Origin of the sequence: Pseudomonas saxonica (assembly GCF_007858365.1) — a bacterium.
Taxonomy (GTDB): Bacteria; Pseudomonadota; Gammaproteobacteria; order Pseudomonadales; family Pseudomonadaceae; genus Aquipseudomonas; species Aquipseudomonas saxonica.
On the sequence record NZ_VFIO01000012.1, the window covers coordinates 103,161 to 116,574 of the forward strand.

Genomic DNA, 13,414 nt, shown 5'->3' on the forward strand with positions numbered 1-13,414 from the left:
ACCCCATGACGCAGATTCTCGGACATAACTACATCGGCGGCCAACGCAGTGCTGAAGGCAGCACCCTGGTCAAGAGTGTCGATGCCACCACGGGCGAAACACTGGCCTACGATTTTTATCAGGCCACGGCGCAGGAAGTTGATCGCGCCGCGACCGCCGCTGCCAGCGCCTACCCGGCATTTCGGGCCTTGAGCGCCGAACGCCGTGCTGAATTTCTCGACGCGATCGCTGATGAACTGGATGCACTGGGCGATGAGTTTGTCGCCATAGTGTGCCGCGAGACGGCATTGCCGGCGGGTCGTATTCAGGGCGAGCGAGGGCGTACCAGCGGGCAAATGCGTTTGTTTGCCAAGGTGCTGCGCCGTGGCGATTTTTATGGGGCTCGCATTGATCAGGCACTGCCGGATCGTACGCCACTCCCGCGTCCTGATTTGCGCCAGTACCGCCTGGGTGTTGGGCCCGTTGCGGTGTTTGGCGCGAGTAATTTTCCGTTGGCTTTTTCCACAGCTGGCGGTGACACCGCATCGGCGCTGGCGGCCGGTTGCCCGGTGGTGTTCAAGGCTCACAGCGGGCACATGGCTACCGCCGAGTGGGTGGCGGACGCGCTGATTCGTGCTGCTGAGCGTACGGGCATGCCGGCAGGGGTGTTCAACATGATTTATGGCTCGGGCGTCGGTGAAGCATTGGTCAAGCACCCGGCCATTCAAGCGGTCGGTTTCACCGGCTCGCTGCACGGCGGTCGCGCGCTGTGCGACATGGCGGCAGCACGCCCGCAGCCGATCCCGGTGTTCGCCGAGATGTCCAGCATCAACCCGGTGATTATCCTGCCGCAGGCCTTGGCGACGCGTAGCGCAACCATTGCCCGTGAACTGGCAGCCTCTGTGGTGCAAGGGTGCGGGCAGTTCTGCACCAATCCCGGTCTGGTCATCGGGATTCGCTCACCGGCCTTTACCGCGTTCATCGAACAATTGGCCGGACAAATCAGCGAGCAACCGGCACAGACCATGCTCAACGTAGGCACCTTGCGCAGTTATGGCAAAGGCCTGGACGCCTTGCTCAGCCATGCTCGTATCGAGCACGTGGCCGGTCAGATGCAGCAAGGCCGTCAGGCCCAACCGCAACTGTTCAAAGCGGATGTCAGCTTGTTGCTGGACGGCGACGAGGTGTTGCAGGAAGAGGTCTTTGGCCCGACTACAGTGGTCATTGAAGTCGCCGATCAAGCCCAGCTCAGTGCTGCAATCAACGGCCTGCGCGGTCAACTGACGGCCACGCTGATAGGCGAAACAACTGACTTTGAGCAGTTCGGCGAATTGACCGGGTTACTGGAGCAAAAAGTCGGACGTATTCTGCTTAATGGCTACCCGACTGGCGTCGAGGTGTGCGATTCGATGGTCCACGGTGGGCCGTATCCGGCGACCTCCGATGCTCGCGGCACGTCGGTGGGCACCTTGGCCATCGACCGCTTTCTGCGTCCGGTGTGCTTGCAGAATTACCCTGACAGCTTGCTGCCGGATGTGTTGAAAAATGCCAACCCTCTGGGCATTCAACGCTTGGTGGATGGCCAGTTCTCGAACCGGGCCATCGGCTGATTTGATCCTGGCTGGCAACCGCCTGCCAGGTGGTTCAATGCTACGGGCCTCTGCGCCTCGCTGATAAAACCCCCGCTAGAGGTATTGGGCTGGGGCTTTCAATGACACGTCGTCAGGCATCGCTCATGCGGTGTTTGACGGCGCTCCATAACCGGATACCGCAGCCGTGGTGACGGGGTGTTTTTAAATGCGATGTATCGCGGGTTGAACCGCACATCTCATTGGAACACGGTCTCTATGACAACTACCTCCGATACCCCACCGGTTTTGGGCCGCTATCGTTTGCTGACACAAGCGCTGGCCCGACATTTCTCTGACCGCCCCACACTGCACAGTGTGGTGAGTGGTTTGCTTGTTGATGCCTTACAAAAAAAACGCGACCCCTGGTCATCTCCGATCAACCTCGATCATTTGAAAATAATCTGGACTGTCGATGCAACAGAGCGCGTTCTGGACGTGGCGCGACAACAACCCTTGCTCGAGGCCGTACTTGAGCACATAGCCCTGGGTCGCCCCATCAATTACACCTTCTACGAGGAGGAACAATGTTATTTGGCTGAACTTGGCGAGGGCTCGGTGCTCAACGAGCAAACCAGGCCCTTCCTGCCCATGCTCTCTGCAGAGCAGGCGATTCGCCAGGTTGTGCTCGATTGGGTGAGGGGCTACCAACAGGCGTTGGTGGATTACTGGAACGAACCTGTCGAAGGGTATCGCAGTCGCCAGCATTGGCTTGGGGCCTTTTTCGGTGAGTTGATAGTGTCATCTGCCAATAGCACCCCAGGGCTCAGTGACCAGCAGATCAATGCAGTGCGCCAGGTGATCAAGTACCCGGTACATGCCGATCGCATCCACCTGTTGGGGCGCACGCGGCCACGGGTGTATTTTGCTCAGGTGCAATCCGGGGAGGCCGGCGACCGGGTTGAGGATCTATTGCCCGATCTGTTGGTGGTGCTTTCGGTAGACGGGGCTGAGCAATTGCTGGTGTGCATGCCTTCAGGTCAAATCGAGTCATTTGCAACACTCGACGCCTATGGACGATTTCTAGGCCGCACCCTCAGCCTGAGCGGCCCTGTTGATTCACGGGTATGGAAGCGTTACGAAGCCGACGGCGATTGCCTGCAAACGCAAGCAATGATCGAGCTCAATACCCAACTTGCAGCGATCAGAACCTTGCAAGAAGCTGGGCCGCAGCCTTTTGCGAGTATCGAAAAGCTTGCACGACAGCTGCAGCGGATTACTGATCCCGCACAGGTCTTCAGCCTTGAAGAAGACCACATGTCTGAACCGTTGGGTCGGGTTTTTCAGGCTTTGCCCGACTGGTTGAAAAACGCCACCGTCGATGACCGATTTTCTTACCGCTCGCACATGATCGACCTGGGCAATGTCATGCGCAAAGCCAATGGCCGCGTGTTTGACGAGGGTATCGAAGACTTGCACGGTTATGCGTCACGGGTTTTACATGAGCAGATGCTCAAAGATCAGCCGCTGGCTCCCGGGTATTGGCCAGATGATCTGCTGCTTGACTTCACCGTGGCCACAGGCCCTCTCGGAACTGCCGGTCTGGTTGAAACTGTGCGCTACACCCTGACCGAATTGGCCCTGCAAAACCTGATTGCCGTGCCCAGCGGGCACATGACCATCAGTCATAAGCACAACCAGTTGATTCAGGACTGGTGGATGACCCCGGCGTATATAAAGACGTTGATACACAAGGTCGATGTAGGCGCGCAGTATCCGGCTCTTATCAAGCGCCTGCTGGTGGATGACCCCGTTGAAGCGGCCCGGCGCGAGGTGCTTTTTACCGGGCATTTGCAGGTTGCCTTGCCCATGCTGGCACTGGAATGGATGCTCAAGGGGCAGGGCATGCTTACCCGGTTTGGCTATCGATGTATTGCAGCCTTGATGCAAAACGATGCCCGTGCCAGAACGGTCGACGGGGAGTCGGTCAGTATTTTTCCATTGGCACTTCTCAGTGGTCCCAGAGCGATCCCTGATTTTGTGCGGGCGATGTTTGTCATTGGCCTGACTGACAAGCCCTTTGGGCGTTGTGTTCTGTATCGGCCTTTATTCAAGGATGTGCTGGTGGAATATTCATCAGCCCAAGCAATGCTTGATGCCCTGTGCCGTGCGGGCTTGCTGCGCGATAGCGTGCTGGACTGGCTGTCTGATTCCCCGCGCGCGGTTCATGCGTCGGGTGGTTTGAGTACGACCCACCCCCGAGTCGATGCCCACAGCTTTTTTTATCTGCGCCCAATGAGAAATGATTTTCTGCACGATGTGTTCCGTGAAGCTGCCACGGCCCTGGTGTTACAAGCAGACCGGCAATCGGTATCCAACGCAGAAAGTCGCTGGGCCAGCCTGAAGGAAGGCGGGTGGTTGCTGCTCAATACGGTGTTGCCGTTAATGCGGGGGCCTGTGGCTGTGGCGGGCTGGCTGTTGTTGACCGTGGCTGCGGTCCAGCAGGACTTTACCGCGCTCGCCAGCGATGAGGAAAAAACCAAGGCCCCAGCCATCATTGATTTGCTGTTCAATATTGCGCTGGTCTTGCTGCACATCTCACAGCCTGCAACTCAAGGAGAGCCTCAAGATCCAGCTCAGGTCGTCTTGGCTGAGCCGGCTCTGTCTTCCATCGCCGGAGCAGAAGCGGAGCCAGCTCCGGTCAATGTGCGCCAAGGGCAGGTTTACTTTTCTGATGTCCCTGTGGGCAACAACCGCAGTGAGCTGAACTTTGCCTGGTTTAACAACCCGATGATTCACTTCACTCAAGTGCAACTTGGCTGGTTGGAGCTTAATCGCGTAACAGCCCCAGAAAGTCGGAAACCCATCGAGCAGGGCCCGTTAAAAGGCCTGTACTTGATAGGCAACAAATGGCATGCCGTGGTCCGGGGTTTTAGTTACGAAGTTGCGCTGAAAACTGAAGGCGTGGTGGTGGTCAGCCCTGCCAACCCTCTGGAGACAGGCCCTTGGCTCAAATCAGACGCTGCGGGTGTCTGGGACTTTGATACGGGGTTGCATTTACGCGGTGGCGGCCCTAAAAAAAGCCCGGTGAGGGCCTCCAGCGCTAAATCCGTTAGCCAGCAGGTTCGCGAGCTGAACGAAAAATATGAGGCGTTGGGGCTCAGAGAGCCCACGCTCAACAACGAACTCAATGCTGCTCGTGCACGGGTCAAGGAAATCCATATTGGCGAAACGCTCCACTCCCTGACTTATCTGGAGAAGACCGTACGGATCAAACATTTCAGATCATTGCTGGAAAAGGCCCATGCTGAATACACCCTGGAACATGGGTATTTCAAGACGCGGCATGCATTGTTCAAGCAACCAAAAGATCATTTAAAAGAGGGGAATTTCAACCGTACCCTTTTCAACATTGCTTCAGATATTGCCTACAGCCAGCATGTCTTCATCACGGTGTTTATCGAACTGTATCCCGAGTTTCTGGAGTCCACTTTTGAGACCCTGTCCGTCCATGACACGGAGCGTTTTATTGGTATGCGCCGCGAATTATTCAAGGCTCAGTCCAAGCATTTAGAGGATTTCAGGCTGCAAGTGCGCAGTCTTCAGGCGCTTCGTGAATCGCCCCGGGTCGGGTTTGGCTATGCTCGGGAAAGTGCCCTTAAAGCCATGCCCAAAGTGAGTCAGGCAGATGGCACGTCCCGCCCGGCCACAGAGCTGGATTTTCTGACGACGCATTTGCTGACATTGGTAGATATTGTTCCAAAAACGCCTTTCGATGCGCAGTGGCACCATCTGGGAGAAATCATCTGGCCTCTGACATTCACCGTACAGGCACAAGCACAACTGGCCGAGCCTGATTCGTTCAGTCATCAAGAACGCGTAGAGGTGTTGCGCGATATCCATGAGCGCTATGCCCGAGCGTATGACGCGTTAGCCATCTTGCATCTGGAAGTCGGCGATCAATTCAATCTGGTTGACTACAACCGCCTGGTAGAAATGGTTCAAGAACTGAGTGTTGCGTGTGAGGAGCAGCTGACAGAGGAATTACGACGGGAGAATGAATGGCTACCTGCGCAACCGGGGCCTTCGCGAACCGCCCAGCAGACTTCAAGAATCATCAGAACCCGAAAGCATGGCATTCTGATTGGCGCCGCCCGCTCAGCTCATGGAGCCCAAGTGGTGGAGGTGGGCGAATCTGTCTCCGATCCTTTGCAACGGGCCACCAGTCCGGGAGGGCGTCGATCCACGTTAACCTTTCGTGAATCGTCGCCCAATCAATGGGAGGAGGTGGAACCTGTCGTCGCACACCCTGTGACGCGTACCCTGGGTGCCATACGCAGTCAGTGCAATCAGTTGCTGGATCGTGTCGACCCGCAAATAAACCGGGTCAAGGTATATGCCAAAAACTCAAGATTCCCTTTGGAACTTGAGGAGATTCTGGAGCGGGATGCACTGAAGCTTGACGGTCTGATCCGGGAGATCGAACGTGACTTTCCATCCCAAACTGTCGAAAAACCCAAACCCGGAACGGCTCAGTCGCTGCTTAAACGTCTACGGGAGGGGGCTGCAAAACTGCGCCAACAAGCCATCTGGGTGCTCAAGTCTTTGCCACCAACGGAACCTGTGGTTGATTTTTTGCTGAAAAAAAATGAGGTGCAGCTGATTAAAGAGGGCGAGCGAGTGAAGATGTTCGGGCCTCGCAATGATTACGTGCAGGAGTATCAGGTGCTTAACAAGAACAATCAGGTGTTGTGGTATGCCCACTTGCATTATTCGCAATTGAACTCAGCCACCAATACCCCGACGGCTGCGCACTTCAAGTTGAAACAGCAACGCAAAGTCAGCAAGCAAAGTCTGGAGGCCAAGGCCAAACCCGGTGAAAGAGTGGCGGAAGTCTATTATGGAAAAATCAGTAAAAAGATGATCAACGAGTATTTTAACCCGCTTGCACAGTAAGCACGTCGCTGGGCGTAGGTTCGTTCGTATATTTGGCCTATCATTACGCCTTTCCAACAGGTGAATGATTAATGAGCGAATCCAACCAGACCTTGCGTGCGACCCTTGAAACCAGCGATATGGTGGTGATCAATGGTCTGTACGCCTTTGATTTCTCTATGGACGAGAAAGGTCTGTTCATTAAAGCCATGGAAGGTCGAGTAGAAAAACGCTGGAACTTCACAGCCGCTCAAATCGAGGCGGCTGTTTTTAACGATCAATTGCAAAGCTGGTTACTCAACGGTGATGCTGGTGAGCACCGGCTGGTCTGTTTAAACGCCTTTACGGGCAACAATAATGATGAAGAGTCCGAGGTTGCTGATGAAGCTTAAATGGTTGCCCTTGTTGCTGGCGTCGAGTGTAGGTGCAATGTCGGCGCAAGCCGCATCCGAGAATGAAGTGGAACTATTGGTCGGCTCCTATACCCAGGGCAAAAGCCAGGGTATATACCGCTTGCAGTTCAACAGCGACAGCGGCCGCATCACGCCTGAACCCCTGCAAGTATTCAAAACCGCCAATCCATCCTGGTTGACCTTGTCCAAAGACCAGCAACGCCTGTTTGTGGTTAATGAAAACGGCAAAGGTCAAACCGATGTAGTAGGGCGTGTCAGCAGTCTGGCGATTGATCCGAAAACCAATGAGCTGACCCTGATCAATCAGGTCAAGTCGTTGGGCGAAGAGCCTACGCATTCCAGCCTCAGCGCTGATGAGCGCTACTTGTTCGTGGCCAACTACGGCGTACATGAAGACCCGGGTGGCAGCCTTGCCGTGGTGCCCATCAATGCCCAGGGCCAATTACAGCCCGTGACGCAAATGAGCAGCCATCAGGCCAGTCGGGTCAACCCTGAGCGTCAGATGTCTGCTCACGTCCACTCAGTCGTGTCATCACCGGATGGCAAGTTTGTATTTGCCAATGACTTGGGCGCGGACAAGATCTTTGTTTATCAATACGACCCTGCTGCCAATGCGGAACATCCGCTGGTGGCCGCCAACCCTGCTGCCGTTGAACTGCCTGCCGGTAGCGGCCCTCGGCATCTGTTGTTCTCCAAAGATGGCAAGCACGCCTACCTGACTACTGAAATGAGTGCTCAGGTGTTTGTGTTTGATTACGCAGACGGTCAACTGAAACAGCGTCAGGTTGTGGATCTGGCCCACGGCCAGCCTCAGGAAAAACGTGCCGCAGGTGCTTTGCACACCAGTGCCGATGGCAAATTCCTGTACGTCAGCAACCCTGGCAAGGCCAATGAGTTGTTGGTGTTCGCGATTGACCCGGCGACCGGCGAGCTGAGTGAAATTCAGCGTCGTTCAGTTGAAGGTGATCATCCTCGCGAGTTCACCCTGAGCCCCAATGGCAAGTTCCTGCTGGTAGCCAACCAGATGAGCAACGCCATCGTGGTCATTGAACGCGATGCTAAAACCGGCAAGCTCGGCAAGACTGTGCAAACCTTGCCGATGGACGCACCGTCTGATGTGAAATTCATCAACCGCCCGTAAACACGGGTCGTCGGCCTTCTATCAATCCGGCTGATAGAGCCAAGTGGTGAAATGAATTTCTGTGCAATAGCCCTCGGCGGTAAGTTGTTTTCACGGCCTTAAACGGCACGCAAGCCAACTGAATCGTCGAGGGTTATTACCATGAACTTCAATCTGTTCTCCGTCATCGCTGCTTCTGCCATCTCCGCCACTGTGGTGCTGCCGGCCAGCGCCAACACCGTGGTCAGCGACAAGAAATCCATGGCGTATACGCAAAAATATTTGCAGCAAAGCGCTAACTTCCATGCTGCGTTAGCTCCTAAAACCCAGTTGTGAACACCCCCTTTTTTCCCTGAGCGAGCACGTATAAAGCGGCACTGGGCCTTGAAACCTATGCTTGAAGAGAATGGCCGGATAGTTTGCTATTGGGCGTTTCAAGGGGCAAAAGCAGGATTTAACCGTGCCTGGGTGGCGTGCTCGTAACTGTAGGCCAGCCCCAAAATACGTGCTTCGCTCCAGCGCGCCCCATAGAAGTAAAGCCCTTTCAATGTGCCTTGATCATCAATGCCTGAAGGTACAGTTATGCCTGGATACCCCGCGACGGGAACAATCGTTGAGGCAAAGCCTTCAGAACTGTCAACCAGTGCGTCAAGGGAATGTTCGGCCAATAAGTTATCAATTATCTGACGACTGCTGGTATTGAGGGTTGTCCAAAGTTCGTTGTACTGGGTTTCGTTGTAAGGTGTATTGATGAAAGACAAGACAGAACTTTGCCCATACGCAGGACTGCCGGGCGAGTGTTGATTAAAGTTGACGAGTTCTTCAATTGAATTTACCGGCATCGACTGTCGGGAACTGAACCAGTTGGGTGCTTCACGGTTCAGGTCCATGAATAAAAACTCTTGGTAGCGCTCCATGTAGCTTGAATTTTCGTAGCTGGGTTCTTCGACGGGAATAAGCGTTGCTCCAGCATTAGTCATTATTTCTAATGCGTGTGCAAAGTTGGCATCACGTTCGACTTCCGTGCTTCCAGGTGCGTAGCGGCTGGGATAGCCGATTCGTTTACCACTCAGTTCTGCAGTATTGAGCCGGGAGGTGTAGTCAGTGGGTACACCTGTGTGCGGACGCTGTACGTTATCAGTGGGATCATTTCCCATCATGGCGTTCAGGAGTAGGGCCGCGTCACGTACCGTGCGTGTAATCGGCCCAGGGGTGTCCTGATTTCGCGACACAAGGATGATGCCGGATCTGCTCAAAAGACCAAGACTAGGCTTTAACCCCACAACCCCATTCATGAACGAGGGGCAGTGAATGGAGCCATTGGTTTCAGTGCCAACGGTCAATGGGGCGAAGCCAGCAGCGGCTGCGGCGGCTGAACCCGTGCTGGAACCACAAGGGTCCGCAGATAATTTATGAGGGTTTTTGGTTTGCCCGCCTCGTGCGCTCCAGCCGCTTGGAATATCGGGGTCACGAAAGCCCGCCAGTTCGGTCAGGTTGGTTTTACCAAGAATGACCGCACCTGCCTCACGTAATTGTTGGATGATAAATGCATCCTCAGTGGCGGGCTGACCGACCAGTGCCAGAGAGCCAGCGCTGGTCTGCATGTTATCGGAGGTCTGAATGTTGTCTTTGATGAGAACGGGGATGCCATGCAGCGGTCCCCGAAGTTGCCCTGAGAGGCGTTCCTGGTCTCTTGCAGCAGCAATGTCCAGTGCGTTTGGATTGAGTTCAATGATGGCGTTTATAGCGGGGCCATTTGTATCCAGCGAATGAATGCGATTGAGCAGATGCTTAACCAGTATTACGGAGCTATAACGCTCGCTGTTCAAGTTTTCTGTCAGTTCTGCGACGCTTGCATACTCCGCGCCTGTCAATAATGCCAACTGTTGCGGTTCGATGGTGTGCAAGAGCGTTTCGGCAGTATTAGCCCTCACTCCCTGGCTACACAACAGTGCTGCGCTTAATAGTAACGATATTGCACATGTGGACGATCCCTGTCCTTTTATCTTGTTCATGATCAGCCTTGCGAAGTTGTTTTTGTGAGTAGTTACGCAAGGATAGTTCGATTGAATTCCTAAGAGGCTTAATATTGTTCTAAGTGTGTAAGTATGTAATACAGCGAGGGAGGGCCGCGTGATGAGCCGGTCGACGCTCGATTGTTCGTGATCATTTGATTGTTAAAAGATCACGAACAAACTCGCTCCTACGGTGCTTTTTTAAAGCCCTACCGTGTTCAGCAACTGCGCAGCCGGACCTTCTGCCGGCCCTACCATGGCGTAGTTGTAGCCGGGGCCTGACCAGTAATCGGCCTGCAAGTCGCCGTCGCGTCGACTTCCGCGAGGCAGCAAGGTGTTCTGAGGCCCAGGCGGGCGAATGTAAAAGCTGATTTGCAGTCCTTGCGTATTTTCGTAGAGCACCATGGCTGCGCCACCCTGATCGGTGGTGAGCAAACGGCAACTGACCGGTTTAAATCCTGCATGACTCAAGTCCGGCAAGCGCTCTGCGTGGTTGAAGTAACGGTCCATCCAGGCTTGCAGATCGCTGCTCTGTTCAACGTGATAGTCGGCGGGCAGAAAACCTTGCTCAGCAAACATGCGGTGTGCGGCCAGTGCATCAGTCATGGGTAATTGGCTGGGGCTCAATGTCATCTGTCTGGCCTGCCAGCCGCCCAACCCACCCACGCTCACTGCAATCAACAGCACCGCAGCCGTGGCCCAGTGACGCGCGGATTGTCGACGCAGACGCTGGCGAATGGCCGCAGGATCGAGTGCTGGATTGGCCGGTTGCAGCAAGGTTTGTTGCAATGCGGTACGCAGGTTGTGCGCGTCGTGCTGCCAGGCGTGAACGTTTGCTGCAACTTCGGGATGGGCCTCTAGATACAGTTCAACCTGCTGACGTTCTGACTCGCTGAGCGCGTGATCAACGTAAGCATGCAAGTCGCGCTCACTGGGAGGGGTGGTGATCATTTAAGTCTCCGCAAAACAGGGCGGGTGATTTCGCCTTCGCTGAGCAGGCGCAACGCCTGGCGCGCGCGTGACAGGCGTGACATCACGGTGCCGATCGGTACCTCAAGAATGTCCGCGACTTGCTGGTAGCTCAAGCCCTCAACGGATACCCATAGCAACAGGGCGCGCTGCTCGGTGCTCAGCCGATCGAATGCTTGCAGCGTCGATTGTGCGATGACCGTGCGTTCGGTGGAGGGCTGTGAGTCGTCGCGACCGGTAAAGAACTCGAGCATGCGTGCGTAGCGTCGAGAGCGCCGATGGTTGTCGACAAACTGGCGATACAGGATGGTAAACAACCACGCCCGCAAATCCCCTTCGGGGCGTTTGCTGGCCACACTGCCGAGTGCCCGCTCCAGACAGGTCTGCACCAGGTCGTCGGCATTGCTGGAGTGACGCGTCAACGACAGCGCAAAACGCCTTAGACGCGGCATAAGTTCGCGCAGTTGCTCGTCAAATGGGGGCATGGAGTCCTGCACGGCATTGGTCTGTTAGTCGGGTTGGAACCCTGCAGACGACTAGGGTTAAGGATTATTCCCGACGCGTAAAAATAAAGTGCTTAAAAATATTTGCGGCTCTGCGGGAATAAGCCTGATTGGTCTGCGTCTCATAGGCCATCCACCTGACGGTCCCGTGGCCTCGGAGTTCTAACATGGTAGATCAATTGCCGCCTGCGCGGCCTGTCAAGCCTGCGTTGAGCCCGGCCAGTGTGATGTTGCGACTGGCGGGTATCGGTGCAGTCGTGGCAGTCATCGCTGGCACGTTTTTTTACGTTAATGGCACTTTTGACTCACAGCGCCTGCGCCCCAAAACCCTGGTAAATGCCTTGGAGCACAACAACGGTGTGTATCCGGGTTATCGACGTAATCATGCCAAGGGGATGTGCGTGATCGGCTACTTCGAGAGCAATGGCAATGCACAGCCGCTCTCCAGTGCCCAGGTGTTTCAGGCAGGGCGCACGCCGGTAGTCGGGCGCTTTGCTTTACCCAGCGGCAACCCTTACGCGCCTGACAGCAGTGTGCCGATTCGCAGTCTGGCGTTGCGTTTCACTGAGGCCAATGGTCAACAATGGCGGACCGGTATGAACAGCATGCCGGTATTCCCGGTGGGCACGCCCGAGGCGTTCTATGCCATGTTGCAAGCCGGGGCCCCGGACCCAGCCACAGGTAAGCCCAAGCCAGAGGCCATGCCCGCGTTCTTTGCCGCCCACCCGGAAGCAGGGCCCTTTTTGCAGTGGGTCAAAACGGCAAAGCCGTCTGCCAGTTTCGCCACCGAAACGTACAACGGTATCAATGCCTTCTATCTGGTCAATGCCGCCGGCCAGCGCCAGGCTGTGCGCTGGGGTGTAGTGCCTGAAGGTCAGGACGCCCCTGGTGCGACTGCGCCCAATGAAGCGGACTATCTGGAAACAGGTCTCGCGCAACGCTTGTCGGTGGGGCCATTGAAGTGGCAGTTCAACCTGACATTGGCCGAGGCGGGCGACCCCGTCAATGATGCGAGCAAACCCTGGCCAACCGAACGCAAGGTGGTGAATGCCGGGACCTTGGTGCTGCAAAGCGCAGAGCCGCAAAACAATGGCGAGTGCCGCGATATCAACTATGACCCGCTGATTTTGCCCAGTGGCATCGAAGGCTCGGCAGACCCCTTGCTCGCCGCGCGCTCAGCCGCCTATGCCAGTTCCTATCTGCGCCGCACCAGTGAAGTTGACCAGCTCTCCCAGGAGAAACGTCCATGAGCACACCCACCTCGCATTTCGCGCCCCTGGCACGCCTGCTGCATTGGCTGATGGCGCTGATGATCATTGCCATGTTGTTTATTGGCGCGGGTATGGCGGCGTCAGTCTCCGAGCGCCATGCATGGCTGCTCAACCTACACAAACCCTTGGGCATCGCCATTTTGCTGCTGGTGGTGGTGCGCCTGTTTGTGCGCTTCTCGACTCGGCAACCGCCATTGCCTGCCGACTTGCCCGACGTACAAGTGCTGGCAGCCAAACTCTCCCATGTATTGCTCTACGCATTGATGTTCATCTTGCCCATTGTGGGCTGGGCGATGATCTCAGCGGCGGGCGATCCGGTAATGCTCAGCAGCTCATTGCAACTGCCATCGATTTTGCCGGCTAACCCCTCGACTTTTGCCTTTCTGCGCAAGGCTCATACGTACCTGGCGTATCTGCTGTTTTTTACCGTGTTGCTGCATCTGGCGGCGGCGCTGTACCACGGTTGGATCCGCCGTGACGGGGTATTGCAGAGCATGCTGAACGGCAAATAGTGTCGCCGCTACGAGGAACGCGGGCTGCGATCGGAGGCGTAGCCTTCGTAAGGCTGACTACTCGGTCTATCAGGTAAATCGAGTTCGCTGGTTTTACGACGGCTGCGCCGCCGATCGCAGCCTTCGTTC

10 protein-coding genes are annotated in these 13,414 nt (G+C 55.6%); 7 read left to right on the plus strand and 3 right to left on the minus strand.

Annotated features, from left to right (window positions below; translation table 11 throughout):
* Positions 1 to 5: 5 nt before the first annotated feature.
* The 5 genes from FJD38_RS21570 to FJD38_RS24610 all read left to right on the plus strand — a co-directional run bounded on the left by FJD38_RS21570 (position 6) and on the right by FJD38_RS24610 (position 8,351).
* Positions 6 to 1,589 (plus strand): aldehyde dehydrogenase (NADP(+)), encoded by a 1,584-nt coding sequence (locus FJD38_RS21570; protein ID WP_146387424.1) that lies wholly within the window; start codon positions 6 to 8, stop codon positions 1,587 to 1,589.
* 237 nt (positions 1,590 to 1,826) lie between these two features.
* Positions 1,827 to 6,503, plus strand: coding sequence for a dermonecrotic toxin domain-containing protein (locus FJD38_RS21575; protein WP_146387426.1), 4,677 nt, complete (start codon positions 1,827 to 1,829; stop codon positions 6,501 to 6,503).
* A 71-nt stretch (positions 6,504 to 6,574) separates the two neighbouring features.
* Entirely contained in the window at positions 6,575 to 6,874 is a 300-nt protein-coding gene (locus FJD38_RS21580; RefSeq protein WP_122784289.1) for a DUF5629 family protein, read from the plus strand.
* Complete coding sequence (locus tag FJD38_RS21585) at positions 6,864 to 8,036, plus strand: lactonase family protein (protein WP_146387428.1); 1,173 nt, start codon at positions 6,864 to 6,866, stop codon at positions 8,034 to 8,036. Before FJD38_RS21580 ends, FJD38_RS21585 begins: the two co-directional genes overlap by 11 nt.
* 141 nt (positions 8,037 to 8,177) lie before the next feature.
* Positions 8,178 to 8,351 (plus strand): hypothetical protein, encoded by a 174-nt coding sequence (locus FJD38_RS24610; RefSeq protein WP_167654295.1) that lies wholly within the window; start codon positions 8,178 to 8,180, stop codon positions 8,349 to 8,351.
* A 98-nt stretch (positions 8,352 to 8,449) separates the two neighbouring features.
* On the opposite strand, the gene FJD38_RS21590 is transcribed toward FJD38_RS24610, so the two are convergent.
* The 3 genes from FJD38_RS21590 to FJD38_RS21600 form a co-directional block, all read right to left on the minus strand.
* Entirely contained in the window at positions 8,450 to 10,030 is a 1,581-nt protein-coding gene (locus FJD38_RS21590; RefSeq protein ID WP_146387430.1) for an amidase family protein, read from the minus strand.
* A gap of 201 nt (positions 10,031 to 10,231) precedes the next feature.
* Positions 10,232 to 10,981, minus strand: a complete 750-nt coding sequence (locus FJD38_RS21595; protein ID WP_122784292.1) for an anti-sigma factor family protein — start codon at positions 10,979 to 10,981, stop codon at positions 10,232 to 10,234.
* Positions 10,978 to 11,484, minus strand: a complete 507-nt coding sequence (locus FJD38_RS21600) for a sigma-70 family RNA polymerase sigma factor (RefSeq protein WP_122784293.1) — start codon at positions 11,482 to 11,484, stop codon at positions 10,978 to 10,980. Before FJD38_RS21600 ends, FJD38_RS21595 begins: the two co-directional genes overlap by 4 nt.
* A gap of 185 nt (positions 11,485 to 11,669) precedes the next feature.
* On the opposite strand from FJD38_RS21600, the gene FJD38_RS21605 reads away from it, so the two are divergent.
* The gene (locus tag FJD38_RS21605) at positions 11,670 to 12,752 is read left to right on the plus strand and encodes a catalase family peroxidase (protein ID WP_146387432.1); all 1,083 of its coding nucleotides are present in this window, start codon (positions 11,670 to 11,672) and stop codon (positions 12,750 to 12,752) included.
* Entirely contained in the window at positions 12,749 to 13,285 is a 537-nt protein-coding gene (locus FJD38_RS21610) for a cytochrome b (RefSeq protein WP_146387434.1), read from the plus strand. Before FJD38_RS21605 ends, FJD38_RS21610 begins: the two co-directional genes overlap by 4 nt.
* The last annotated feature ends 129 nt before the right edge of the window (positions 13,286 to 13,414 follow it).